Origin of the sequence: Massilia sp. NP310 (assembly GCF_019443485.1) — a bacterium.
In the GTDB taxonomy this organism is placed as follows: domain Bacteria; phylum Pseudomonadota; class Gammaproteobacteria; order Burkholderiales; family Burkholderiaceae_D; genus Telluria; species Telluria timonae.
The window spans coordinates 246,491-272,522 of sequence record NZ_CP080379.1 but is presented as its reverse complement, the minus strand read 5'-3'; the positions used below and the strand labels follow the sequence as shown (position 1 = coordinate 272,522).

The following is a 26,032-nucleotide window of genomic DNA, read 5'->3' as shown; positions in this document are numbered from 1 at the left end:
CGTCAATCTCCGCTTGTGGCGCGGTATTGCGCCGCCATGTCGAGGAAGGCATCGGCTTCCAGCATCGGCACCCTGGCGGGTTCCGGCACGCCGAGCTGCCGCCATACTTCCATCGGTTCTTTCAGCCCGTCGGCGTCGCGCAGGCGCCGCGCCAGCATGGCCTGCTCGGCCAGCAGGCCTTCGAGGGTCAGGCGCACTTCGCCGCCACGCAGCTCGGCGATCGCCGCGATGGCGGCCGCGCGGAAGGCGCTTGAATCGTCCGCCACCAGCACCTGGCAATCGCCCAGCAGGTAGCGGTGCTTGCCGCCCGTGGTGCGCCAGACCAGCGCGCGGTCGCGCGAATCGAATTCCTCGACCCCGTTGGCGGTCTCGATCACCTCGGGGCCGGACATCGCCAGCCGCCCTTCCTCGGACATGATGACGGTGTTGGCGCAGCGCGCCGCGATGCCCATGCCGCCGAAGCAGCCGTTGGCGCCGCCCACCACCGCCACCACCGGGATGCCGGCCGCGCGCACATCCAGCATGGCGCGCATCACTTCCGACACCGCGATCAGGCCGGCATTGGCCTCGTGCAGGCGCACCCCGCCCGATTCCAGCAGCAGCAGCACCGCGTGCGCATGCTCGTCGATCGCGCGGCGCAGCATGCCCACCAGCTTGGCGCCGTGGACCTCGCCCACCGCGCCGCCCATGAAGCCGCCCTCTTGCGCGGCCCCGAACACCAGCTTGCCATCGAGCTTGCCGCGGCCGACGACGACGCCGTCGTCGAACGATACCGGCGCATCGAGCTGGGCCAGGTGCGGACTCGCCACCCGTTCGCCCGGCGGCAGGAATTCCTCGAAGCTGCCGGGGTCGAAGACCGCCGGGATGCGCTGGCGCGCCGTCAATTCCTGGTAGCTGCTCATACTGCGCCTCCGGTCAGGGACTCCACCGCCTGGTCGAGCCGCAGGCTGACCACGGCCGGCGTGGCCCCCATGTCGTTGATGCTGATGCGCGCGTCGGCGAGACTCCAGCGATCGTGAAAATCGGCCATCACGGCCTGCCAGGTGGCGCCGAAGCCGACGGCCGCGGTGCGCACCTCGATCTCGCACGCGCCCTGCAAGGGCGACGGCTCGATCAGCACCTCGAGATTGCCCGAGCCGACCACGCCCACCAGCTGCGGCATGCCGGCCAGGGAACGCCTGCCCTGCTCGAAACGGTATTTCAACGTTTCCATGGTTGTTTCCTCACCAATTCCTGAAGCGCTTCGGCGGGTCGTACAGGCCGCCGGACGCGCGCACCAGGCCCTTCATGTTCTTGGCGGCCAGCAGGTCGCGGGTCGCCATCCGTTTGTCGATGCCGAGGTCTTCGGGGCGCTGGACGATGCCGCGGTCGCGCAGGTTCTCGACCATGCGCTTGTCTCGGCCCATGCCCACCGGCGTGTAGCCGGCCACGCCGCGGATCGCCTGCTCGCGTTCTTCCTCGGTGCGGCACAGCAGCAGGTTGGCGATGCCCTCTTCGGTCAGGATGTGGGTGACGTCGTCACCATAGATCATCACCGGCGGGATCGCCATGTTCGCCTGCTCGGCCAGCTGCCAGGCGTCGAGCTTTTCCACGAACGCCGGCGCCATGTGCTCGCGGAAGGTCTCGACCATCTGCACCACCAGCTTCTGCCCGCGCGGGATCACGTTGCGGCCCGCGCGCGCCTGCTCGCCGGCCTTGAGCCAGGCCTTGCTCGGGTGGCGCCGGCCGCGCGCATCGGCACCCATGTTCGGCGCGCCGCCGAAGCCGGCGATGCGGCCCAGGGTCGCGGTCGACGAATTGCCCTGCAAGTCGATCTGCAGGGTCGAGCCGATGAACATGTCGCAGGCGTAGTGGCCGGCCGCCTGGGAGAACGCGCGGTTGCTGCGCATCGAGCCGTCCGGCCCGACGAAGAATACGTCCGGCCGCGCGCTGATGTATTTTTCCATGCCCAGCTCGGAGCCGAAGGAGTGCACTGATTCCACGAAGCCGGCTTCGATCGCGGGGATCAGCGCCGGGTGCGGATTCAGGGCCCAGTGGCGCGCGATCTTCCCCTTCAAGCCAAGATCGGCGGCATAGGTCGGCAACAGCAGCTCGATGGCGGCGGTGTCGAAGCCGATGCCGTGGTTCAGGCGCTCGATTTCGTACTCGGCATAGATGCCCTTGATCGCCATCATCGCCATCAAGACCTGGATCTCGGAGATCAGGGCCGGATCGCGCGTGAACAGCGGCTCGATGTAGTACGGAGTCGGCGACTGCACCACGTAGCCGACCCAGTCGCCCGGGATGTCGACGCGCGGCAGCTTGTCGACGATCTGGTTGACCTGGGCGATCACGATGCCGCTCTTGAAGGCGGTCGCTTCGGCGATGGCCGGCGTGTCCTCGGTGTTCGGGCCGGTGTACAGATTGCCCTCGCGGTCGGCCATCTCGGCCGCCACCAGCGCCACGCGCGGCGTAAGGTCGATGAAGTAGCGCGCGAACAGCTCCAGGTAGGTGTGGATCGCGCCGATATTGAGCTTGCCGCTTTGGGCCAGCTTGGCCAGGCGGCCGGCCTGCGGGCCGGAGAACGAAAAGTCCAGCTTCGAGGCGATTCCCTTGTCGAACACGTCGAGGTGCTCCGGCAGCGACAGCACCGACAGCAGCATATGCAGGTCATGCACGCGGCTGGTGTCGACCTTCGTCAATGCCTTGCCCAGGAAATCGGCCTGCTTCTGGTTGTTCCCCTCCAGGCAGACCCGGTCGCCCGGCTCCAGCACGGCATTGAGCAGGTCGACGATGTGCGCGGCCTGGACGATCTTGCCGTCCAGCGCCCCGCCGAGCGCCGCCTGGACCCGTGCCAGGCGATCGCCGCGGTTGCGTTGCTGGGTAGTCCAGCGGCCTTCAGCTTGATTCATGAGATTTCCTGTAATTGCTACTTTAGAACACCACGAACAGCACCCACAGCACGAGCGGCGCCACCAGGGTGACGATGCCGCCATAGATCATCAGCTGCCGTAGAAAGACGTCGCGATCGATGTGCTGGGCGCTGGCCAGGACCAGCGCGCCGTTGGTCGAGAACGGGCTGACGTCGACGATGGTCGATGCCACCGCCATGGCGGCGATGAAGCCGATCGGATCGACGCCGGTGCCCGAGGCCAGGAACGGCACGGCCAGCGGAATCAGGGAGCCCAGCACCGCGGTCGAGGAAGCGAAGGCCGAGACGATCGCGCCGACGAACAGCAGCAGCAAGGCCACGGTCAGCGGCGAAGCCAGGCTGGCGGCGCTGTCGCCGACCCAGGTGATGGTGCCCATCTTCTGCATCACACCGACATAAGTGCTGACGCCGACGATCAGCATGATCTCGGGCCACGACACCTGGCCGATGGCGCGTTTCTGCACCTGCGGCGACAGGATCGAGATGAGCAGGCCGATGGTGATGGCGACGAAACCGATGTCGAGCTTGTACAGCAGGGTCAGCACGGCCAGCGCGATCAGGCCGACCACGGTGAACATCTGGTGGAAGGTCGGGCCTTCGTTCAGGTCGACGCCGGCATGGCCGGCGGCGCTGCCCGAGCCGGTGGCGCCCACGGCGCCGACGGCCGCGCTCGAACGTTCCTTGGTCAGGCGTTCCTCGCTGGCCGATTCATTCTCGGCGTCGCCATAGATCTGCGGGCCCTGGGCCGCCACCGCCACCGGCGGACCGAACGGCGAGACCGGCAGGCCCTTGCCCGAGCGCTCGGCCTTCGGCACTTGCTGGCGCATCAGCTTGGCGCCGCCGAAGGCGAAGAACAGCAGCACCGACACCGCCAGGTTGACGCCCAGGCTGGTGAAGGCGGTGGTCAGCGGCGAGATCGGCAACCCCGCTTCCATCACGACCTTGTTGGTGATGCCCCCGTAGATGCTGATCGGCGAGAAGCCGCCGCCCTGGGCGCCGTGGATCACCAGGAGGCCCATCATGAGGGGATTGATCTTGTACTTGGCCGCGAAGCCGAGCGCGATCGGCGCGATGATCGCCACCGCCGCCGGGCTGACCGCGCCCACCGAGGTGAGCAAGGCGGTGATCGCGAACATGACCCAGGGGATGGCCGCGATGCGCCCGCCGACGGCGCGCACCGCGAGCCGCACCAGCCAGTCGATGGTGCCGTTGTTCTGGGCCTGGGCGAACAGGAAGGTGATGCCGACCAGGGTCAGGAACAGTTCGGCCGGATAGCCGGACATGATGGCCTTGGTTTCCATGCCGGCGATCAGGGTGCCGACCAGGAAGGCGCCGACGAAGGCGATGACGCCCATATTGATGGGCATGGCGGTGGCGACGATGAACATCAGCGCCAGGACGCAGATTGCAATGACATGAGAGGACACGGCGAGGCTCCTTCGAGGTGCGGCGCCGGCTCCAACCGGTGTGACCGCGGGTGGTACGTCTCCAATACATGATCCCGTGCGGGCCATGCTCTTAGTTATGCTCTTGAGTCGGGCTCGTGGTGAGCTATTTGTGCTGCCAAGTTAACCGCGATTGGCGACGAGATCAATTACGCCCGGTCGGAAACGTTTACTGTCAGCGAAACTGTCGACCTGTAAGCCGGCCCGGATGCTGCGCTGCGGTATCAGGCGCTCCTGTGCTTGAGCATGCGGCACACGGCCGCCAGCGCCAGCAAATTGGGGTCGCGTTCCCGCACCCGCAAAAAGCTCAGGCCGATGGTCTGCTGCATGTGGTAGTCGGCTTTCAGGGGGATCAGCTGCACCTTGTCGCCGAAGGCATTGCGCACCCGGCCCGGCAGCAGGGTGTAGCCGATGCCGGCCGCCACCAGGTTCATCAGCGAGAAGATGTCGCCCACGCGGGTGACGATGGTCGGCGCATAGCCGGCGATGCGGAAGGCTTCCTGGAAACCGCTGAGGGTCACGAAGCCATCCTTCAGGCACACGAATTTCTCGGACGCGCAGGCGCGCAGGTCGACTTCCTTCATCTTCGCGTAGGGCGAGCCGGCCGGCGCGGCGAAGAACACGTCGTCCTCGAACAGCGGGATCGATTCGATCTCGGGATCGGGGTCGGGCATCCCCATCAGCGCCGCGTCGATCGCGTTCTGCTTCAGTTTATGCAGCAGCTCGGCGTTCGAGCCCAGCACCAGTTCGGTCTCGATTTCCTGCTTGCGCAGCTTGATGCCGATGATGACCTCGGGGATCGCCCCCGTCGTCAACGAATACAGCGAGCCGATCCTGAGATGGTCGGCCGAATAGCCGGCCGCCGAGCGCGTGGCGGCGATCCCGTCCGCCATCAGCTTGACCACTTCGCGGCTGACATCGGCCAGCACCTGGGCCGCCTCGTTCGGGATCAGGTTGCGGCCCTGCAGGCTGAACAGCTGGCAGCTCATGCCCTCCTCGAGCGAGTGCAGCGCGCGGTGCACGCTCACCGCGCTGATGTCGAGCATGCGCGCGGCGGCGTTCAGGTTGCCGCCTTCCATATAGGCCAGCAGGATCTCGAGTTTGCGGAAGGTGATGTCGTCGCTGATCTGGCTGCGCATGGGGGCCCTTATGAAGATGAACCTTGAATGTGAACCTTGCGAGGATACCGCGCTCTTCAATCCGGCGCCAATGCAGGCTGCATGCCGCCCTGGACGAACAGGCTCGGCGAGCTGTCGGCGTACTCGCGCAGCACGTCCCACACCACCTTCACGCGGCGCAGGCGATACAGGTCGGTCGGCGCCGCCAGCCAGAACGAGCGCTCGGCCGAAAAACCCGGCAGCACCGGCACCAGCCGGCCATCGTCCGGCACCGCATAGGGCGGCGCCATCATGAGGCCCATGCCCAGCGAGGCCGCCTCGATCTGCGCCGTCATGCCCGAGCAGCACATGCGCCGGCGCGGCGTGAAACCCAGCTCGTTCAGGTACGACAGCTCGCGGCTGGCGAGACGGTCCTGCACGTAGTCGACGAAGTCGTGGCGCGCCAGGTCGGCCTGGGTGCGGATGGCCGGATGGCGCGCCAGGTAGCTCGGGGCCGCATACAGGTAGAAGTGGAACGAGGCCAGGCGCGTGACCACGTAGCGGCCGGTGGTGGGCGGATCGAGCATCACGCCGAGATCGGCCTCGCGGTTGGCCAGGTTGGCGAAGCGCGGCAGCGCCAGCAGGTCGATCTGCAGGTCCGGGTGCTGGTCCAGCAGGCCGACCAATAGCGGTGCCACGACCTTCACGCCGAATACTTCGGGCACTCCGAGCCGCACCACGCCGTGGGCCGCCACCTCGGCCCCGCCGATCTGCTCGGCCGCCGCCAGCGCCGCCCCTTCCATCGCCTCGGCGTGCGGCAGCAGGGCCAGGCCGACCTCGGTCAGCTCATAACCCTCGCGCGAGCGGTCGAACAGGGTCGCGCCGAGCTGGGTCTCGAGCCGGTCGATGCGGCGCGCGACGGTCGTGTGCTCGACGTCGAGGCGGCGCGAGGCGCCCGACAGGGTGCCGGCGCGGGCCAGCTCGAGAAAGAATCGTAAGTCCGTCCACTCCGGAAGCGTATTCATGAGAGTACCTCGACAAACCTACTGCGCGTTGCCAGGGCGGCCTGCGATGCTCGCCGTACTGCTCGTACGGCTGCGCTTCTCGGCCGCCCTGGCTGCCGCTCGCTACGGTTTTTCGAGGTACTCATGAGATCGCTTGTCAGATATCAAGATGACACATTGTGCGCTCGTGCACATTCCCTCTGCAAGCAATTTACCGACGATGTCTGCAGTGGCACAGAAATGGTGCGCTGCGGCATCTGTCCCTAGGAAAGCTCACAACGCGGGCCGGCAAGCGGGCTGTGCATTCATGCACAACGGGGTGGGCGATTGTTGACTATTCAACCAAACCCGACCTTGGCACACTGCCTGGCATGCGCTCGATCGCACGCATGCTCGATTGCATGCCATACCAAAAATGAGGAGACTAGAATGCGTCTGACCAGGAACAAGATGAAGCTGCTGAATCAGTCCGCCGCCGCCCTGCTGGTGCTGTCCGGCGGATCGATGGGCGTGGCCCAGGCCCAGGATGCGGCCGGCACGCCGGCCGCTTCGCCAACCGAGGAAAACGTCTCGAAAGTGGTGGTCACCGCGCGCCGGCGCGAGGAGACCCTGCAGGACGTCCCGGTCTCGGTCACCGCATTCAGCGCCGACCAGCTGTCCAAGCAGGCCGTGCCCGACGTGACCGCCCTGGCCCTGGCGCTGCCGAACACCACCCTGAAGGCGTCGCGCGCCACCAACACCACGCTCACCGCCTTCATTCGCGGCGTCGGCCAGGCCGACCCGCTGGCCGGCTTCGAATCCGGCGTCGGCATCTATATCGACGACATCTACCTGGCCCGCCCGCAGGCCGCCGTGGCCGACATCTACGACGTCGAGCGCATCGAGGTGCTGCGCGGCCCGCAGGGCACGCTGTACGGCCGCAACACCATCGGCGGCGCCGTCAAGTATGTGACCCGCAAGCTCGGGCCGCAGCGCGACGTGCGCGTGCGCGCCACCGTCGGCGAGTACGGCCAGAAAGAAGCCGTGGTCACCGCCAGCACCCCGCTCACCGACACCGCCCGCCTGGGCGCCACCGTCGCCCGCTTCAAGCGCGACGGCTTCGGCGACAACCTGTTTACCGGCAAGGGCAACTACGACAAGGACGTCACCGCCGGCCGCGTCTCGGCCGAGTTCACGCCCAGCCAGGACCTGTTCATCCGCCTGGCCGGCGACTTCACGCAGGACGACTCCAATCCCAAGAACGGCCATCGCCTGATCGTGGGCCGCACCAGCGGGGCGCCGATCCTGCCGGACGTGTTCGACACGCGCGCCAACCTCACCAAGGCGCTGGGCCGCGACCAGGAAGTGCGCGCCTACGGCGGCTCGGCCACCATCGAATACCACGTCAACGACGAATGGAGCGTGAAGTCGATCACCGCCGCGCGCGAAGACAAGTCGTGGGCGCCGATCGACTTCGACGCCCTGCCCGTTGTGGACATGGAGGTGCCGGCGCTGTACACCAACCGCCAGTTCAGCCAGGAGCTGCAGGTGACCTACAACGGCCCGCGCCTGCAGGGCGTGGCCGGCGTCTACTACATGGACGCCAATGCCTTCAACGAGTTCGACACCATCCTGGCCGGCGCCGTGCCGACGTCCACCTATACCATGGGCGACATCGACACCAAGGCCTGGGCCGCCTACTTCGACGGCAGCTACAACCTCACCGACACCCTGAGCCTGTCGCTGGGCGGGCGCTACACGGTCGACAAGCGCGAAGCCGACGTGCTGCGCCAGATCTACTTCGGCCTGGCCGGCTCGCCCCAGATGGGCAACCCGGGCGCGCTCCTGTTCCGCACCGACACCGACCTGCGCAATGGCCTGCTGGAGCGCGAAGACAAGAAATTCACCCCGCGCGTGGCCGTCAACTGGAAGATGAACCCCGACCACAACGTCTACGCCTCGTATTCCGAAGGCTTCAAGGGCGGCGGCTTCGATCCGCGCCTGAACGTGGTCGGCACCCGCATTCCGCTCGACGTCGCCCGCGCCGGCTATGCGCCCGAAACCATCGAGACCTATGAGCTGGGTCTCAAGTCGGCCTTCAACGGCGGACGCATCACCACCAACGCCGCGCTGTTCTACAGCGACTACCAGGACGTGCAGATTCCCGGCTCGATCGCGGTCGACACCAACGGCGACGGCCGCGACGACAGCTTCGCCGGCGTGACGACCAATGCCGGCAAGGCCGAGATCAAGGGCGCCGAGCTGGAAGCGATCGCCAACATCACGCCCAACTTCATGGTCGCCGGCATGGTCAGCTACATCGACGCCAAGTACAAGGAATACATCGTGGCGGGCGTGAACGTGGCCGGCCAGCGCATCTTCCAGAACACGCCGAAGAACTCGGCCAACCTGCGCGCCAACTACGACATTCCGCTGCCGCTCATGGGCCACAACGGCCGCATCTCGCTGATCGGCAGCTATTCGTACAAGGGCGCCACCGCCCAGTTCGAGACGCCGTCGATCCTCGACCAGGAGTCGTACCGGATCTGGGATGCATCGATCGTGTGGACCCGTCTAGATGGCAAGGTGCGCGCCGGCCTGCATGGCAAGAACCTGGGCGACGAGCACTACAAGACCGCCGGCTACCTGTTCCCGACCCTGGGCAACGAAGGCACGGTCACCGCCTTCTACGGCAACCCGCGCACGGTGTCGGCGACGCTGGAGCTGCGCTTCTGACGAAGGAAAAGGCACGGGCGGGAACGCCCGTGCCACGAACCACCTGAAGGATCCATCGAGCGTGTCAATCTTTTCTCCCATCCGCTACACCAGCAGCGACGGCCTCGCCCTCTACGCACGCGATTACCACGGCGCAGGCGGCCCGGCCCGCCTGCCCGTGATCTGCATCCACGGCCTCACCCGCAACTCGCTCGACTTCGACGAACTGGCCCCGCAGGTGGCCGGACTCGGACGCCGCGTGCTGGCGGTCGACGTGCGCGGCCGCGGCCACTCGGCGCGCGACCCGAACCCGGCCAACTACACGCCGCTGGTGTACGCCGCCGACGTGGTGGCCCTGATGCATGCGCTGGGCATCGCGCGCGCCGTCTTCATCGGCACCTCGATGGGCGGCCTGATCACGATGACCCTGGCCGCGCAGCGCCTCGACCTGGTGGCCGGCGCGGTGCTGAACGACATCGGCCCGGTGCTGTCCCCGCGCGGCCTGGAGCGCATCGCCGGCTACGTCGGCAAGCCGGCCACGTTCGCCAACTGGGACGAGGCCACCTGCTATGTCCGTGACATCAATGCCTGCGCCTTCCCCGCCAATCCGGACACCGAATGGAACAAGTGGGCCCAGCGCGCCTTCGAGCAGCGCGACGACGGCCTGTTGTGCGCCCGCTACGATCCCGGTATCGCCCACAGCCTGCAAAACGGTAGACTTCCTCCAACCTCGCTGGCCTTGCGCATGGCCTTCCGGCGCCTGACGCGGCATCGCCCCACCCTGATGATCCGGGGCGAATTGTCCGACCTGGTCGAGCTCGAGCAGGCGGCCTGGATGCGCAAGGCGGCCCCCAGCCTGGCCTATACCGAAGTGCCGAACGTCGGCCATGCGCCGATGCTCACCGAACCGGAAGCCTTCGAGGCGATCGGCGCTTTCCTGGCGCGGGTCCCTTAATTAAAACAAGGAGACACACGATGCAGCACCTGATCAAACCCCTCGCACTCTCCCTGGCGCTCGCCTTCGCGGCCGGCGCCGCCCCTGGCGCGCTGGCGCAAGGCAAGGAATTCAAGGTCGCCCTCATCGCCGGCAAGACCGGCATCATGGAATCCTATGCGCGCGAGACCGAGGCCGGCTTCATGCTCGGCCTCGAATACCTGACCGGCGGCACCATGACGATCAATGGCCGCAAGATCAAGGTGATCGTCAAGGACGACCAGAGCAAACCGGATCTCGGACGCACCCTGCTGGCCGAGGCCTATGGCGACGACCGGGTCGACATCGCCGTCGGCACCACTTCGTCCGGCTCGGCGCTGGCCATGCTGCCGGTGGCCAAGGAATACAAGAAAGTCCTGATCATCGAACCGGCGGTGGCCGACGCCATCACCGGCGACAAGTGGAACAAGTACATCTTCCGCACCGCGCGCAGCTCGATGCAGGATGCATTGGCCGCCGCCAGCACGCTCAAGGGCGGCAGCGTCGGCTTCCTGACCCAGGACTACGCCTTCGGGCGCGATGCGATCAAGGCCGGCAAGGAAGCGCTGGCCGCCACCGGCAGCAAGGCCAGGGTGATCCACGAAGAATACGCGCCGCTGGCGACGACCGACTTCACCGCCTCGTCGCAGCGCCTGTTCGACGCACTGAAGGACAAGCCGCAGCCACGCATCCTGCAGATCGTCTGGGCCGGCCCCAATCCGATGAACAAGATCGCCGACCTCAAGCCGGAACGCCATGGCATCGTGCTTTCCCCCGGCGGCAACATCCTGCCGGTGATGAAGACCTGGAAGAACTTCGCCGGCACCGAAGGCACGATCTATTATTACTACGGCTTCCCGAAGAACAAGATGAACGACTGGTTCGTCGCCGAACACCTGAAGCGCTTCAAGGCCCCGCCCGACATGTTCACGGCCGGGGGCATGGCGGCGGCGGGCGCGGTGGTGGCGGCGCTGACCAAGGTCCCGGACGGCAATGGCGACAAGATGGTGGCGGCGATGGAAGGCATGAGCTTCGAGACCCCGAAAGGCACGATGACCTTCCGCAAGGAAGACCACCAGGCGATCCAGCCGATGTACCACTTCTGCATCAAGAAGGACCAGAAGAACGAATGGGACTTGCTGGAACTGGTGCGCGAAATCCCGGCCAGCGAACTGCCGCTGCCGGTGAAGAACAAGCGCTGACATGACGGCGCCCCCTGTTCCTGACCCGCGCCGGCCGGCGCTGTCGACGCGCGACCTGACCGTCCGCTTCGGCGGCCACGTCGCGGTGAACGCGGTGACGGCGGACTTCTACCCCGGCACCCTGACCGTGATCGTCGGCCCCAACGGCGCCGGCAAGACCACGTATTTCAACCTGGTCTCGGGCCAGCTGGCGGCGACCGGGGGCACGGTCGCGCTGCACGGGCGCGACGTGACGCGCGACGGCGCGGCGCGCCGTACCCGCTTGGGCATCGGCCGCGCGTTCCAGCTGACCAACCTGTTCCCGCACCTGACCGTGGTCGAGAACGTGCGCCTGGCGGTGCAGAGCCGCGCCGGCATGGGCCTGAACTTCTTCTCGATCTGGTCGAGCCACAAGGAGCTGATCGCGCGCGCCGAACACTACCTGGAGCGCGTCGCCCTCATGCCCCGGCGCGACATGTTCGTCGGCGCCCTGTCGCACGGCGACCAGCGCAAGCTCGAAGTGGCGATCCTGCTGGCGCTCGAGCCCTCGGTGATGATGTTCGACGAACCCACGGCCGGCATGAGCGTGGACGAGGTGCCCGTGGTGCTCGACCTGATCCGCCAGGTGAAGCAGGAACGCGACAAGACCGTGCTGCTGGTCGAGCACAAGATGGACGTGGTGCGCCAGCTGGCCGACCGCATCGTCGTGCTGCACAACGGCACGCTGGTGGCGGACGGCGATCCGCGCGAAGTGATGGAATCGAAGATCGTACAGGAAGCCTATCTTGGAACACCCGAACCCGAACATGCTCACGCCTGATCCGGCCCACGACGCTCCGCTGCTGCGGCTGTCCGGCGTGCACACCCACATCGGCCAGTACCACATCCTGCAGGGCGTCGACCTGGCGGTGCCGCGCGGCGAACTGGCCGTGCTGCTGGGCCGCAATGGCGCCGGCAAGACCACCACCCTGCGCACCATCATGGGCTGTTGGCGTGCCAGCGCCGGCAGCATCCACTTCGACGGCCGCGACATCACCCAACTGACCACGCCCGACATCGCCCGCGCCGGCATCGCCTACGTGCCCGAGAACATGGCCGTATTTTCCGAACTGACGGTGCGCGAAAACATGGTGCTGGCCGCCCGCAACGGCCCGCTGGACGCGGCCCGCGTGGACTGGATCTGCGGCTTCTTCCCGGCCCTGCGCAAGTTCTGGCACTACCCGGCCGGGAACCTGTCGGGCGGCCAGAAGCAGATGGTGGCGATCGCGCGCGCGATCGTCGAGCCGAAGAAGCTGCTGCTGGTCGACGAACCGACCAAGGGCCTGGCGCCGAGCATCGTGCAAAGCCTGATCGCGGCCTTTCGCGAACTCAAGGAGCGCGAGACCACGATCCTGCTGGTCGAGCAGAACTTCAACTTCGTGCGCTCGCTGGGCGACAGTGTCAGCGTGATGGACGACGGGCGCGTGGCCCATGCCGGCAAGATGGCGGCGCTGGCCGGCGACGCCGCGCTGCAGCAGCGCCTCCTCGGGCTGTCGCTCGACTCCCACCAATAGGACCCGACATGAGTGCAATCCTCCCTGTTTCCAACACCGAGACGCAAGCCGATGCGCCCCTGCCGGCGGCCAGGCGCGACATCGCGCCGCTGCTGCTGGTGCCCGCGCTGATGCTGGCCATGCTGCCGCTGGTCGGCAGCTTCCCCACCTGGCTCACCCTCACCGTCGCCGGCCTGGCGATGGGCATGATGATCTTCATCATGGCCAGCGGCCTGACCCTCGTGTTCGGCCTGATGAGCGTGCTGAACTTCGGCCACGGCGCCTTCGTCGCCGTCGGGGCGTTCTCCGCCACGCTGGTCCTGCTGCCCATGCGCGGCTGGCTCGAGATGGACTCGCTGTTGATCAACCTGGGCGTGCTGGCCCTGGCCGTGACCCTCGCGATGGTCGTCACGGGCCTGTTGGGCTGGGCCTTCGAGCGCATCATCGTCAAGCCGGTCTATGGCCAGCACCTCAAGCAGATCCTGATCACGATGGGCGGCATGATCGTGGCCGAACAGCTGATCCACGTGATCTGGGGCGCCGAGACGATCGCCTTGCCGCTGCCGACCGCGCTGCGCGGCGCCATCCTGATGGGCGACGCGGCAGTGGAAAAATACCGCCTGGTCGCGGTGGTGGTCGGTCTGGTGGTGTTCATCGCCATGTTCCTGGTGCTCAATCGCACCAAGGTCGGCCTGCTGGTGCGCGCCGGGGTCGAGAACGGCGAGATGGTCGAGGCCCTCGGCTACCGCATCCGGCGCCTGTTCGTGGCCGTGTTCGCGGCCGGATCAAGCCTGGCCGGCCTGGGCGGCGTGATGTGGGGCCTGTACAAGGAAACGCTCACCGCCGCGATGGGCAGCGAGATCATGGTGATGATCTTCATCGTCATCATCATCGGCGGCCTGGGTTCGGTGGGCGGCTGCTTCATCGGCGCCCTCCTGATGGCGCTGGTGGCCAACTACGCCGGCTTCCTGGCGCCGAAGATCGCCCTGGTGTCGAGCATCATCCTGATGATCTCGGTCCTGCTGTGGCGTCCGGCCGGCCTGTATTCGACGTCGCGGAGCTGACCTTATGCTGCACAAACTTCTTTCCGGCGACCTGCCGCGCAGCCGCATCCTGACCGCGCTGCTGCTCGTGATCCTGCTGGGACTCCTGCTCGCGCCTTTCCTGTTTTCCGGCGCACGCCCGCTCAACACGGCGGCCACGATCTGCGTCTACATCGTGCTGGTGGCGTCCTACGACCTGCTGCTGGGGTACACCGGCATCGTCTCGTTTGCCCATACCATGTTCTATGGCATCGGCGCCTATGGCATCGGCCTGGCCCTGGCCCGCGTCGACGAACCGACCTGGGGCGTGATGGTCACGGGCCTGGTGCTGGCGCTGCTGCTGGCGCTGGCCCTGGCCCTGGTGGTCGGCCTGTTCGCGCTGCGCGTGCGCGCCATCTTCTACGCCATGATCACGCTGGCCGTTGCATCTTCGTTTGCGGTGCTGGCCTCGCAGCTGTCCGACCTGACCGGGGGCGAAGATGGCGTGACCTTCAGCGTGCCGGAGCTGCTGTCGCCCAGCTACCTGCTGTTCGAGAACGAGGTCTTCGGCCGCTACGTCGACGGCAAGGTGATCACCTATTACCTGGTGTTCGCCGGCAGCGTGCTGCTGTTCCTGTTCCTGCTGCGGCTGGTGAACTCGCCGTTCGGCCGCGTGCTGCAGGCGATCCGCGAGAACGAGTTCCGCGCCGAGGCGCTCGGCTACCGCACCATGGTCTACCGCATCTGGGCCAACTGCCTGGCCGCGCTGGTGGCGGCGCTGGCCGGCGCCCTGATGGCGCTGTGGCTGCGCTACGTGGGGCCCAAGACTTCGCTCGGCTTCGAAGTGATGACCGACATCCTGCTGATCGTCGTCATCGGCGGCATGGGCACCATGTATGGCGCGGTGATCGGCGCCACCCTGTTCATCCTGGCCCAGAACTACCTGAAGGAACTGATGGCGCACGGCGCGACCGCGCTCGAAGGCGTGCCCATTCTGGCGGCCGCATTGCATCCGGACCGCTGGCTGCTGTGGCTGGGCGTGCTGTTCATCCTGTCGATCTACTTCTTCCCGATCGGGATCGTCGGCAAGCTGCGCGTGCGGGCGTGGCTGGCGCGGCGCCGCGCGCCTGCCGCCTGAAGCGGCCTTTCACCTGCTGTCGAGGACGTGAGCACAGGTGCTCAGCGTCCTCTTCCTGTCCCGAGCCGTCCTGTCGACCGTGTTCGTATCTGACAGGCGTGACTTTCCTGCCTTGCGCCGGCAAAGTTCGGCAGCCGTGCCTGACGTCACCGCCACATTCGCCACGGTAGCGCCGCTCTCGCTGCAAGTCAGGCGATGGCGCGCTTCCTTGCCGCCATACACGGCATCAGCCACCGGGGATGGGCTGGAGTCTTGCTCCTGCTTTCCCTGTCGCGCTTGCCTCCCAGCATAGACTTGCGCGAATGCAAGCGATTTCGTCAAGTTCCCGTGCTGCGTTTGACGGACACGGCACGTCCCGCTCGTCACCCTGAATGCATATCAACAACGCCGAGGTTGCCATTTTTATCATGAATAGGCAAATGGCCTCGTCGTCAGCCAGCGCGAGGAGTCCCATCCTTCTGGCACAAGCACACATACCACATGAAACGACTCAACATCCTGATTGCGACAGCGGCAGTCACCGCCGCCGCATCCTCGTCCCTGGCCGCTCAGGCCAAGGTCGAGGTGCTCAATGAGGGCTTCGGCAACCTGGCCGGCCTGTCCGGCTGGGACCGCCTCAACCGCAGCTTCCCGCCCGGCGCCGGCTGGTTCCAGGGCGATCCCGACGTCTTCCGCGCCCACTCCGGCGCCCCCGATTCCTATGCCGCCGCCAGTGCCCTCGGCGCCGCCAACGGCATGGGCAGTGTCGACGACTGGCTGATCACGCCCACGCTCACGCTCAGCGGCCTGACCACGCTGTCGTTCTTCACCAGCCGCAAGCTGGTCGACGGCTTCGCCGACCGGATCGAAGTGCGCTTCGGCGCCGGCCGCGGCACCGCCGCATCCGGCTTCGACACCTTGCTCGCCACCATCGGCGGCGACGCCTTTCCCGCCGAATGGCGGCAATGGAACGCGGGCCTGACGGTCGAAGGAGAAGGACGCTTCGCCTTCCGCTACCTGGGCGACCCCGCCACGCCCGGCTATGTCGGTCTGGACACCGTGCGCGTCGTCACCGCCGTGCCCGAGCCGGCCGGCCTGCTGGTACTGGCCAGCGGGCTGGGCGTGATTGGCCTGATGCAGCGCCGCGAGCGCTATTGAAACCCGGAGAATTCCATGCGAACCACACTTTCCTTCCTCGCTCCAACTGCGCTCATGGCGCTGTGCGGCGTCGCCGGCGCCGCTCCCCAGGCGCCGGCTGCCCAGGGCCTGAGCGTCGTACGCGACGCCGAGACCGGTGAACTGCGGGCGCCGACCGCGACCGAACTGCGCGCCCTGCGCGCCTCTTCCGCCACCACCACGCGCGCGGCGCCGGCGCAGCCGCAGGCGGTGACCGGCACCCGCGGCGAAAGCAGCGCCGTACTGGGCGAGCGCGGCCTCGTCTACGCCGTCGTCAAGCGCGGCGCCGATGGCAAGCTCGACCACCACTGCGTCGACGGCGCCCACGCCGCCACCCGCGTCCTCGACCAATCCGCGCCGGCCGCGCAGGGAGCATCCCGTCATGACCATCGCTGAACGCCATGCCGGCCTCGCTGCCGGCGCCCATCCACGCCGCCTTGGCCATCTCGCCCGATTCGCCGCCATCGCCCTGCTGGCCGTGGCCGGCTTTGCCGCCATCGGCGGCGCGCGCGCGGCCACCATCGAGATCATCAACCAGAACGCACCCGGCGTCGGTTTCAACGATCCGACCCCGGTCGCGCCGGTCGGCGACAACCCCGGCACCACCCTGGGCGAGCAGCGCCTGAACGCCTTTCGCTACGCCGCCGACATCTGGGCCGCGCACCTGGTCAGCAACGTGCCGATCCGCATCGGCGCCGCCTTCCTGCCGCTCGACTGCAACGCCACCGGCGCCGTGCTCGGCGCGGCCGGCGCCTACCAGGTAGTCGCCAACTTCCCGTCCGCCCCGATCAATGGCACCTGGTATCCGACCGCCCTGGCCGGCAAGCTGGCCGGCATGGATTTCGCCGCGCCCGGCGACCCGCACATCATCGCGCGCTTCAATTCGCGGCTCGGCCTGTTCCCCGATTGCGTTCCCGGCCTCACCTTCTACCTCGGGCTCGACCGCAAGGCCGGCAGCCAGATCGACCTGGTGGCCACCCTGCTGCACGAGATCGCCCACGGTCTCGGTTTCCAGACCTTTACCGACAACGAGACCGGCGCCTTCATGCTCGGCCGGCCCTCGGCCTGGGATTTCCACCTGATCGACAACCGCCGGGAGCGCCTGTGGGTGCAGATGACGAACGCCGAGCGGGTCGCCAGCGCCACCACCTGGCGTGGCCTGTCCTGGAACGGCTGGCATGTCACCGGGTCCACGCCGGCCGTGCTGAGCCCGGCGTCGGTGCTGGCGATCAGCGGCGAGAATGCCGCTGCCGCCGCGGGCGAATACGCGGTGGGCGACGCCAGCTTCGGCCCGCGGATCCGCAACGCGCCGGTCAGGGGACAACTGATGCCGGTGGTCGACCAGTCGAACGGCAACGGCCTGGCCTGCTCTGCGTTGAGCGCCACCAATGCGCTGGCGGTGCGCGGCAATATTGCCCTGGTCGACCGCGGCGGCTGCGACTACGTGGTCAAGGCGCGCAATGTGCAGGTCGCGGGTGCGATCGGCATGATCGTGGCCGACAGCGCGGCGGGCGAAGTGGCCGGCATGCCGGGGGTCGATGCGAGCATCGCGATTCCGTCGGCCCGCATCACGCGCGCCGATGGACGGGCGCTCAAGCTGGCCCTCCAGAAGCGCTCGGCCACCCGCTCCGGCGTGGTGGCGCGGCTGCAGTCCGATCCGGTGCGCCTGGCCGGCACCGACACCCGCCGGCGCATGCTCATGTATACGCCGGGCGTGAACGCGCCCGGCTCCTCGGTCTCGCACTTCACGACCGAGGCCACGCGCAACCTCCTGATGGAGCCGTCGATCAACAGTGACCTGCGCTACGTGCTCATGCCGCCGCTCGACCTGACGCTGCCGCTGCTGCGCGACCTCGGCTGGTAAGCGGAGCCCACAGAGCGGCGGCAGCATGCCGCCGCCGGCAAAAAGAAAGCCGGCGCCCTCACGGGCGCCGGCTCGTTCAGCGACAAATTCGAGCCTGGGCGATTAAGCCTGGGCGCCCTTCTTGTACGCTTCCACGCCATTGACCAGCTCGGCCTTGGCCTCCTCGATGCCGGCCCAGCCTTCGATCTTGACCCACTTGCCCGGTTCCAGATCCTTGTAGTGCTCGAAGAAGTGCTGGATCTGCTTCAGGCGCAGCTCTTCCAGGTCTTCCAGCGACTGGATTTTCTTGTACATCGGCAGCACTTTTTCGACCGGCACCGCGATCACCTTGGCGTCGCCGCCGCCGTCATCGGTCATCTTCAGCACGCCCAGCGCACGGCAGCGCACCACGACGCCCGGCGGCAGCGGGAACGGGGTAATGACCAGCACGTCGCATGGGTCGCCGTCGTCGGCGATGGTCTGCGGCACGTAGCCGTAGTTGCACGGATAGTGCATGGCCGTCCCCATGAAACGGTCGACGAAGATCGCGCCGCTGTCCTTGTCGACCTCGTACTTGACCGGATCGGCGTTCATCGGGATTTCGATGATGACGTTGAAATCGTTCGGCACGTCTTTGCCGGCTGGGACGTTATTCAGGCTCATGGATGGTCCTTGGTTGCTGGAGAGTCAATAATAGGCCGTCATTATAGCGAATCGGATCTGGCCTGTGCGGCCCGGCAGCGGTCAACCGTGTCGTCATCGATCGGAGCGTGCACCTGCACGGCGGCTCTCCCAATGTTGTCCCACCACCCCTCTTTCACTTTGGATTGTTGCACTACGGAAACGAACTCATGCTTTCCGCTTTTTCTGATATGGAAATATCCCAATTAACCACACTCCTTTACAAAAAAGCTTACTTTTGAGCATATTTCTTTGCATCATCTAGCGGTCCGTGAGAGAGTTTCTTGCTATGAAATCCGGCAAATTTCTCGAGCTACTTTTGGTAAACACGAGCTTTGCCGATTTCGCATCTTTCTCAAAAATAACGGAGCGTCTTATGACTACAACAACAAACGTCCTGCCTGGCACCCGCAACGGTGAAATCGCCTTCATCGATACGTCCATCGCCGGCTACCAGACGCTCCTGGAGGGCTTGCGCGAGGGCGTGGAGGCGGTGTTGATCGACGGCGCCCACGACGGCGTGGCGCAGATCGCCGCGGCGCTGGCCGGCCGCAGCGGAATCGAGGCGGTCCATGTATTTACGCACGGCGCACCCGGCATGCTGCAACTTGGCGCGACCCGCCTGACCGAATCCAGCCTGGCCGATCATGCAGCCGACCTGGGCGTGCTGCGCAGCGCACTGGCGGAAGGCGCCGACCTGCTGCTCTATGGCTGCGACGTGGCGGCAGGCGATGGGGGCGAAAGCTTCCTGCAAGCCCTGTCGGCGGCGACCGGCGCGGACGTGGCCGCGTCCGTCGATCCGAGCGGCAGCGCGCTGCTGGGCGGCGATTGGGAACTGGAAGCGGCTACCGGCGACATCGAAGCCCATTCGGCGCTGACGAACTCTGGCTCGACCACCTTTGGCGGTCTGCTCGGCATCACCAGCGAAGACTTCGACGGTCTGGGATCTACCCAGCTTTTTGGAACCAGCATGACCGCGGGAGATTGGACATTCAGGTCAAATCTTCCAACCGACATGGCGATCGCGAATGGTCAGGAAGTGCCATCCTACCTGAACAACGACGAGGGCGATCCGACGGGTGATCGTGCCGTTGCCTTGAACTTCGGCGGGAATGTCGCGGCGCCGAGGTTTACGATGAAGTCCACCGATGGCACCAATTTCAGCCTGCAGTCCGTCGTGGTCGGTCAACTCCCGTATTCAGCATCGGCACTGACCATCGTGGCGTATTCGAATGGCGTGGCCTTGCCTGGCGTGCCCATCGATCTGGCCAACTCCTCTTCCAGCGGCGGCATTACTTATGCCATGAGCGCCAACGATCCTGGTCTCGGGCGCTACGGTACGCTGACATTCAGTTCGGACTATGCGGATATCGACGAGATCGAATATATCTTCAGCAACCCGGCCGACTTCTTCATCGACAACATCATCGTGACCCCGGCAGTGGCGGATGAGAGGGATCCACTCATTACTTCCGTATCCGTGCCGCCAAACAAGACCTACGCCATCGGCGAAACGCTGCTGTTCACGGTCACCTTCGACGAAGACATCATCGTCTCCGGCACGGGCAGCAGTCTGACGCTGGACGTCGGCAGCGTCACCCGCAACGCCGCATTCCAGTCAGCGCCTACCGACAGAACCATCGTTTACAGCTACACGGTGCAAAGCGGCGATCTCGATGCCAACGGCATCACGATCAACGGACTGTCGCTCGGCACCAGCACCATCCGCGATGCCGCCGGCAACCCCGCCGACCTCACGCTCAACAACGTGGCAGCCACTGCCGGAGTCCGCGTCGACGGCGTGGCTCCCGCGATCACCGGCACCATCACGCCCCCAAGCAACGGCACCTATGTGGCAGGCAGCCACCTGGACTTCACGGTCACGTTCGACGACAACGTGACCATCACCGGGACCAGCAGCACACTCGAGCTGACGATCGGCACCACACCGGTCTCCGCGACCCATCTCTCCCAGACCGCAAACAGCATCACCTATCGCCACGTCGTCCAGGCAGGCAACCTCGACATCGACGGCATCGCCATCAGGGGCTTGACGCTCCCTACCGGTAACGCCATCAGGGATGCCGCGGGCAACAATGCCGATGTGAGCCTGACCGGTCACCTGCCGTCACTGGAAGGCGTGCGAGTCGATGCGGTCGCGCCAGCCGTTCTCGGCAACATCACCGCGCCGATCGGCGACAGCTACCGCGCGGGTGAAGTCCTGACCTTCAAGGTGACGTTCAACGAGAACATCGTCGTCACGGTCGGCGGCGCGCCCAGCACGCTGGGCCTGACCATCGGCAGCACCGCGCGCAGCGCCAGCTATGTCTCGAGCGACGCCAACTCGGTCACCTACAGCTACACCGTGCAGGCCGGCGACAACGATACCGACGGCATCGACATCGGCAGCATCGCCCTGGGCGGCATGACGATCCGCGACGCGGCCGGCAACGACGCCGTGCTGTCGCTCACCGGCCACCTGCCCTCGACCGCTGCCGTCCTGGTCGACACCACCGCGCCGGCCGTCTCCGGCAATGTCGCGGTGCCTGCCAACGCCACCTACGTGGCCGGCGCGCAGCTCGACTTCACCGTCACCTTCGACGAGAACGTCACCGTCAGCGGCAGCGACAGCACCCTCGGCCTGACGGTCGGCAGCACCGCGCGCAGCGCCGTCTTCCAGTCGGCCGACGGCAACAGCATCACCTACCGCTACATCGTGCAGGCTGGTGACCTCGATGCCAACGGCATCGAGGTCGGCGCCATCGCCCTCGGTTCCAGCGCCATCCGCGACGCCGCCGGCAACGATGCGAACCTTTCGCTGTCCAACCACGTGCCGTCCACCAGCGGCATCCTGGTGGACGGCACCGTGCCTGTCGTGAGCGGCGCGATCTCGGTGCCGGGCGACGGCATGTACAGCGTCGGCCAGGTGCTGGAGTTCACGGTCACCTTCGACGAGAACGTGACCGTCACCGGCACCGCCAGCACGCTCGGCCTCGACATCGGCGGCGCAGCGCGCAGCGCGATCTATGACTCGAAGACCGCCAACAGCATCACCTACATCTACATCGTGCAGAACGGCGACAACGATGCCGACGGCATCGAGATCACCGGCCTGGCGCTGAACGGCGGCACCATTCGCGATGCCGCCGGCAACAACGCCAACCTGGCGCTCGGCGGCCACGTGCCCTCGCTGGCTGGCGTGCTGGTCGATGGCGGCCCACCGTCCGTCGCCGGCAACATCGCCGTGCCGGCAGCCGACAGCTACCGCGCCGGCGAGGTCCTGAGTTTCACGATCACCTTCGACGAGAACGTCACCGTCAGCGGCGCCGACAGCACGCTCGGCCTGGACGTCGGCGGCGTGGCGCGCAACGCGATCTACGACTCGAAGACCGCCAACAGCATCACCTACGTCTACACCGTGCAGGCCGGCGACAACGACGCCAACGGCATTACGGTCGGCGCCATCGCCCTGGGCGCGACCACGGTCCGCGACGCGGCCGGTAACGACGCCGTGCTGTCGCTCACCGGCCACCTGCCCTCGACCGCTGCCGTCCTGGTCGACACCACCGCGCCGGCCGTCTCCGGCAATGTCGCGGTGCCTGCCAACGCCACCTACGTGGCCGGCGCGCAGCTCGACTTCACCGTCACCTTCGACGAGAACGTCACCGTCAGCGGCAGCGACAGCACCCTCGGCCTGACGGTCGGCAGCACCGCGCGCAGCGCCGTGTTCCTGTCGGCCAACGGCAACAGCATCACCTACCGCTACATCGTGCAGGCCGGCGACCTCGATGCCAACGGCATCGAGGTCGGCGCCATCGCCCTCGGTTCCAGCGCCATTCGCGACGCCGCCGGCAACGATGCGAACCTTTCGCTGTCCAACCACGTGCCCTCCACCAGCGGCATCCTGGTGGACGGCACCGTGCCTGTCGTGAGCGGCGCGATCTCGGTGCCGGGCGACGGCATGTACAGCGTCGGCCAGGTGCTGGAGTTCACGGTCACCTTCGACGAGAACGTGACCGTCACCGGCACCGCCAGCACGCTCGGCCTCGACATCGGCGGCGCAGCGCGCAGCGCGGTCTATGATTCGAAAACCGCCAACAGCATCACCTACATCTACATCGTGCAGAACGGCGACAACGACGCCGACGGCATCGCCGTCACCAGCCTGGCGCTGAACGGCGGCACCATTCGCGATGCCGCCGGCAACAACGCCAACCTGGCGCTCGGCGGCCACGTCCCCTCGCTGGCTGGCGTGCTGGTCGATGGCGGCCCACCGTCCATCGCCGGCAACATCGCCGTGCCGGCAGCCGACAGCTACCGCGCCGGCGAGGTCCTGAGTTTCACGATTACCTTCGACGAGAACGTCACCGTCAGCGGCGCCGACAGCACGCTCGGCCTGGACATCGGCGGCGTGGCGCGCAACGCGACCTACGACTCGAAGACCGCCAACAGCATCACCTACGTCTACACCGTGCAGGCCGGCGACAACGATACCGACGGCATCGACATCGGCAGCATCGCCCTGGGCGGCATGACGATCCGCGACGCGGCCGGCAACGACGCCGTGCTGTCGCTGACCGGCCACCTGCCCTCCACCGCTGCCGTCCTGGTCGACACCACCGCGCCGGCCGTCTCCGGCAATGTCGCGGTGCCGGCCAACGCCACCTACGTGGCCGGCGCGCAGCTCGACTTCACCGTCACCTTCGACGAGAACGTCACCGTCAGCGGCAGCGACAGCACCCTCGGCCTGACGGTCGGCAGCACCGCGCGCAGCGCCGTCTTCCAGTCGGCCAACGGCAACAGCATCACCTACCGCTACATCGTGCAGACCGGTGACCTCGATGCCAACGGCATCGAGGTCGGCGCCATCGCCCTTGGTTCCAGCGCCATCCGCGACGCCGCCGGCAACGACGCGGTCATCGAGCGCGCCGGTCACGTGCCGCCCACCGGCGCCATCCTGGTCGACGGCACCGTGCCTGTCGTGAGCGGCACGATCGCGGCGCCCGCCGACAAGACGTACACGGTCGGCGAAACGCTGACGTTCACGGTGACGTTCAGCGAGAACGTGACCGTCACCGGCACCGGTAGCACGCTCGGCCTCGACATCGGCGGCGCAGCGCGCAGCGCCGTCTACGACTCGAAGTCCGCCAACAGCATCACCTACAGCTACACCGTGCAGGCCGGCGACAACGATACCGACGGCATCGAGATCACCGGACTGGCGCTGAACGGCGGCGAGATTCGCGATGCCGCAGGCAACAATGCCGACCTGGCGCTGGCAGGGCACCTGCCCCCGCTGGACGCCGTGCGTGTCGATACCGCGGGTCCGGTCCTGACCACCGCCACGGTCGACGGCAACAGCATGATGCTGAGTTTCGCCGACGTCGGCGCACTGGACGCGACGCATCCTCCCGCCCTGGGGGACTTCACGGTAACGGTCGCGGGTGAAACCGTCACGGTGACTGGCGTGACGGTCGACGCAAGCGCCAAGACCGTCACCCTGACCCTGTCGACCGCCGTGCGCAATGGGCAGGCGGTCACGGTGGCCTACGACGACCTGACCCCGAACGATGCCGATGCCATCCAGGATGCGGTCGGCAACGATGCCGCCAGCTTCGGCGTCACGCCGGTCGTCAACAACACGCCGGCGCTGCCGACCAATCCACCAACCAATCCGCCAGCGACGGGCAACACGGTCGATGGCGTGACCCTGCAGATCGGCACCGTCGTGCGCAGCGACGGCACCGTGGCCCAGGTCGTCACGGTGCCGATCGTGACCCCGTCGCGCCAGGAACAGGTGGGCAACAACGACGTGGCCGACATCCCGCTCGTGAAAGCGGCGGACGGCAGCAGCCTGCTGGCCGTGCAAGTGCCGACCGGCGCCGGCCTGCAGTCGATCGGCAACGGCGCTCCCAAGCGGGCCGGCGACTCGCTCACCGACCTGATCCGCGAAATCCAGGCGCATACCGCCAGCGGCTCGCATGACCAGAACCAGCTGACCGGCGGTGGCGGCGGCTTCCTCGACATCGTCGACGCCGATACGCAGCTGCTGGTGCAGACCATCGTCCTGGGCGGCACTGGCGGCACCGCCGACGTCCCGCTGGGCATCATCGGCCAGCCGCAGCAAGCCGGCGCCGTGCAGTCGGCGCTCGTGATCGACGCGCGTTCGCTGTCGTCCGCCGCGACCATCGAACTGCAGCACGTGAGTTTCGCCGCGATCATCGGCGCAGCGACCGTGACCGGCGGCGCCGGCAACCAGCACGTCTGGGGCGACGGCTCCAGCCAGACCATCATCCTCGGCGAAGGCGACGACGTGCTGCATGGCGGCGCAGGTGACGACATCATCGGCAGCGGCGCTGGCGACGACATGATCCATGGCGACGAAGGCGACGATCTCATCTTCGGCGGAGAAGGCAACGACTACCTGGACGGCGGCGCCGGGCACGATACAGCGCGCTTCTCCGGCGCCGTCGACGGCTACTCGCTGCGCCTCAAGGATGGCCTCCTGGTGATGACGGACCGCGCGGGCAACGATGGCGTCGACACGGTGGCGGTAGTGGAAGTCCTGCGCTTCACCGGCGGCCAGAGCATGGCGGACGATGCCGTGCTGGCGCGCCTGTATGAAGGCGTGCTGGGCCGCCAGGCCTCGGCCGCCGAAGTCGCCTGGTGGCAGGACGTGCATGTGCGCGGCGCGTCGCTGCAGCAGATCGCCGCCGCCATCATCGATTCGCCCGAAGCCGCCCAGGCGATGGGCCGGGCCGATGACGACGCCTTCGTCGCCGGCCTGTACCAGTCCGTGCTGGGCCGCACGGCGCCGTCGGCGGAAAGCGCTTTCTGGACTGACCTGCTGGCGGACGGCGTCGACCGGGCCACGGTCGCACTGGGCTTCGTGAACTCGGCCGAGAAGCTGGCTTCCTCGCTCGACGTCGACTTCAACCACAGCGACGTCGCGGTGCTGACGCGGATGTACCATGCCATGTTCGGCCGCGCGCCGGATGAGGGCGGCCTGAACTTCTGGCTCGAGCGCCACGAGGACGGCGTGTCGCTGGGCGCCATCGCCGACGAGTTCATCGTGTCGGCCGAAGCCCAGGGACTGGCCGGCCACGGCAGCGACGCCGCCTTTATCGACCAGCTGTTTGCGACGGCGCTCAACCGCGCGCCTTCGTCGGAAGAGAGGACGCTGTTGCTGGAACAACTGCAGAACGGCGTCTACGACCGTGGCCAGGTGCTGCTGGACGTGTCGGAATCGGAAGAGAGCATCGTCATCGTCGGCGCCATCAACACGAGCATCGACCTGTTGTGATGTACCTTGGCCCGCGCCTCGGACAGCGCGGGCCGATCGATGAACTGTCCAAT

At 66.9% G+C, this 26,032-nt stretch carries 18 protein-coding genes; 11 read left to right on the top strand and 7 right to left on the bottom strand.

Features of this window, described 5'->3' with window-relative positions:
- Window positions 1–2 precede the first annotated feature (2 nt).
- From KY496_RS01250 to KY496_RS01225, 6 genes are all read right to left on the bottom strand, one after another.
- Window positions 3–902: a biotin-independent malonate decarboxylase subunit beta gene (locus tag KY496_RS01250; RefSeq protein ID WP_219863505.1), complete on the bottom strand. Its 900-nt coding sequence runs from the start codon at window positions 900–902 to the stop codon at window positions 3–5.
- Complete coding sequence (mdcC, locus tag KY496_RS01245; protein ID WP_005669552.1) at window positions 899–1,213, bottom strand: malonate decarboxylase acyl carrier protein; 315 nt, start codon at window positions 1,211–1,213, stop codon at window positions 899–901. The genes KY496_RS01250 and mdcC overlap by 4 nt, the downstream gene beginning before the upstream one ends.
- A gap of 10 nt (window positions 1,214–1,223) precedes the next feature.
- Window positions 1,224–2,891 (bottom strand): malonate decarboxylase subunit alpha, encoded by a 1,668-nt coding sequence (gene mdcA, locus KY496_RS01240; RefSeq protein ID WP_219863503.1) that lies wholly within the window; start codon window positions 2,889–2,891, stop codon window positions 1,224–1,226.
- 22 nt (window positions 2,892–2,913) lie between these two features.
- Window positions 2,914–4,338: an SLC13 family permease gene (locus KY496_RS01235; protein WP_071363330.1), complete on the bottom strand. Its 1,425-nt coding sequence runs from the start codon at window positions 4,336–4,338 to the stop codon at window positions 2,914–2,916.
- Window positions 4,339–4,580: 242 nt separating this feature from the next.
- The gene (locus tag KY496_RS01230; protein WP_219863501.1) at window positions 4,581–5,495 is read right to left on the bottom strand and encodes a LysR family transcriptional regulator; all 915 of its coding nucleotides are present in this window, start codon (window positions 5,493–5,495) and stop codon (window positions 4,581–4,583) included.
- Between the two features lie 56 nt (window positions 5,496–5,551).
- Entirely contained in the window at window positions 5,552–6,478 is a 927-nt protein-coding gene (locus KY496_RS01225; RefSeq protein WP_005669546.1) for a LysR family transcriptional regulator, read from the bottom strand.
- Between the two features lie 408 nt (window positions 6,479–6,886).
- Here KY496_RS01225 and KY496_RS01220 point away from each other — a divergent pair, with 408 nt between their 5' ends.
- The 10 genes from KY496_RS01220 to KY496_RS01175 all read left to right on the top strand — a co-directional run bounded on the left by KY496_RS01220 (window position 6,887) and on the right by KY496_RS01175 (window position 18,016).
- The gene (locus KY496_RS01220) at window positions 6,887–9,172 is read left to right on the top strand and encodes a TonB-dependent receptor (RefSeq protein WP_219863499.1); all 2,286 of its coding nucleotides are present in this window, start codon (window positions 6,887–6,889) and stop codon (window positions 9,170–9,172) included.
- A gap of 61 nt (window positions 9,173–9,233) precedes the next feature.
- On the top strand, window positions 9,234–10,106 hold the full coding sequence (locus KY496_RS01215) for an alpha/beta fold hydrolase (protein ID WP_184239561.1): 873 nt from the start codon (window positions 9,234–9,236) through the stop codon (window positions 10,104–10,106).
- 20 nt (window positions 10,107–10,126) lie between these two features.
- Window positions 10,127–11,326: a substrate-binding domain-containing protein gene (locus KY496_RS01210; protein ID WP_219863498.1), complete on the top strand. Its 1,200-nt coding sequence runs from the start codon at window positions 10,127–10,129 to the stop codon at window positions 11,324–11,326.
- Window position 11,327: 1 nt separating this feature from the next.
- Complete coding sequence (locus KY496_RS01205; RefSeq protein WP_005669542.1) at window positions 11,328–12,125, top strand: ABC transporter ATP-binding protein; 798 nt, start codon at window positions 11,328–11,330, stop codon at window positions 12,123–12,125.
- Window positions 12,112–12,858, top strand: a complete 747-nt coding sequence (locus tag KY496_RS01200; protein ID WP_219865032.1) for an ABC transporter ATP-binding protein — start codon at window positions 12,112–12,114, stop codon at window positions 12,856–12,858. Before KY496_RS01205 ends, KY496_RS01200 begins: the two co-directional genes overlap by 14 nt.
- An 8-nt stretch (window positions 12,859–12,866) precedes the next feature.
- Complete coding sequence (locus KY496_RS01195; RefSeq protein ID WP_219863496.1) at window positions 12,867–13,901, top strand: branched-chain amino acid ABC transporter permease; 1,035 nt, start codon at window positions 12,867–12,869, stop codon at window positions 13,899–13,901.
- Between the two features lie 4 nt (window positions 13,902–13,905).
- Window positions 13,906–14,997: a branched-chain amino acid ABC transporter permease gene (locus KY496_RS01190; protein WP_219863495.1), complete on the top strand. Its 1,092-nt coding sequence runs from the start codon at window positions 13,906–13,908 to the stop codon at window positions 14,995–14,997.
- A 480-nt stretch (window positions 14,998–15,477) separates the two neighbouring features.
- Window positions 15,478–16,134 (top strand): choice-of-anchor J family PEP-CTERM protein, encoded by a 657-nt coding sequence (locus KY496_RS01185; protein WP_219863493.1) that lies wholly within the window; start codon window positions 15,478–15,480, stop codon window positions 16,132–16,134.
- 15 nt (window positions 16,135–16,149) lie between these two features.
- A complete protein-coding gene (locus tag KY496_RS01180; RefSeq protein WP_219863491.1) occupies window positions 16,150–16,548 on the top strand; it encodes a post-PEP-CTERM-1 domain-containing protein in 399 nt (132 codons plus the stop codon).
- The gene (locus tag KY496_RS01175; protein ID WP_219863489.1) at window positions 16,535–18,016 is read left to right on the top strand and encodes a PA domain-containing protein; all 1,482 of its coding nucleotides are present in this window, start codon (window positions 16,535–16,537) and stop codon (window positions 18,014–18,016) included. Before KY496_RS01180 ends, KY496_RS01175 begins: the two co-directional genes overlap by 14 nt.
- 102 nt (window positions 18,017–18,118) lie before the next feature.
- On the opposite strand, the gene ppa is transcribed toward KY496_RS01175, so the two are convergent.
- A complete protein-coding gene (gene ppa, locus KY496_RS01170; protein WP_071363340.1) occupies window positions 18,119–18,658 on the bottom strand; it encodes an inorganic diphosphatase in 540 nt (179 codons plus the stop codon).
- A gap of 394 nt (window positions 18,659–19,052) precedes the next feature.
- Here ppa and KY496_RS01165 point away from each other — a divergent pair, with 394 nt between their 5' ends.
- The gene (locus KY496_RS01165; RefSeq protein ID WP_219863487.1) at window positions 19,053–25,979 is read left to right on the top strand and encodes a DUF4347 domain-containing protein; all 6,927 of its coding nucleotides are present in this window, start codon (window positions 19,053–19,055) and stop codon (window positions 25,977–25,979) included.
- Window positions 25,980–26,032 lie beyond the last annotated feature (53 nt).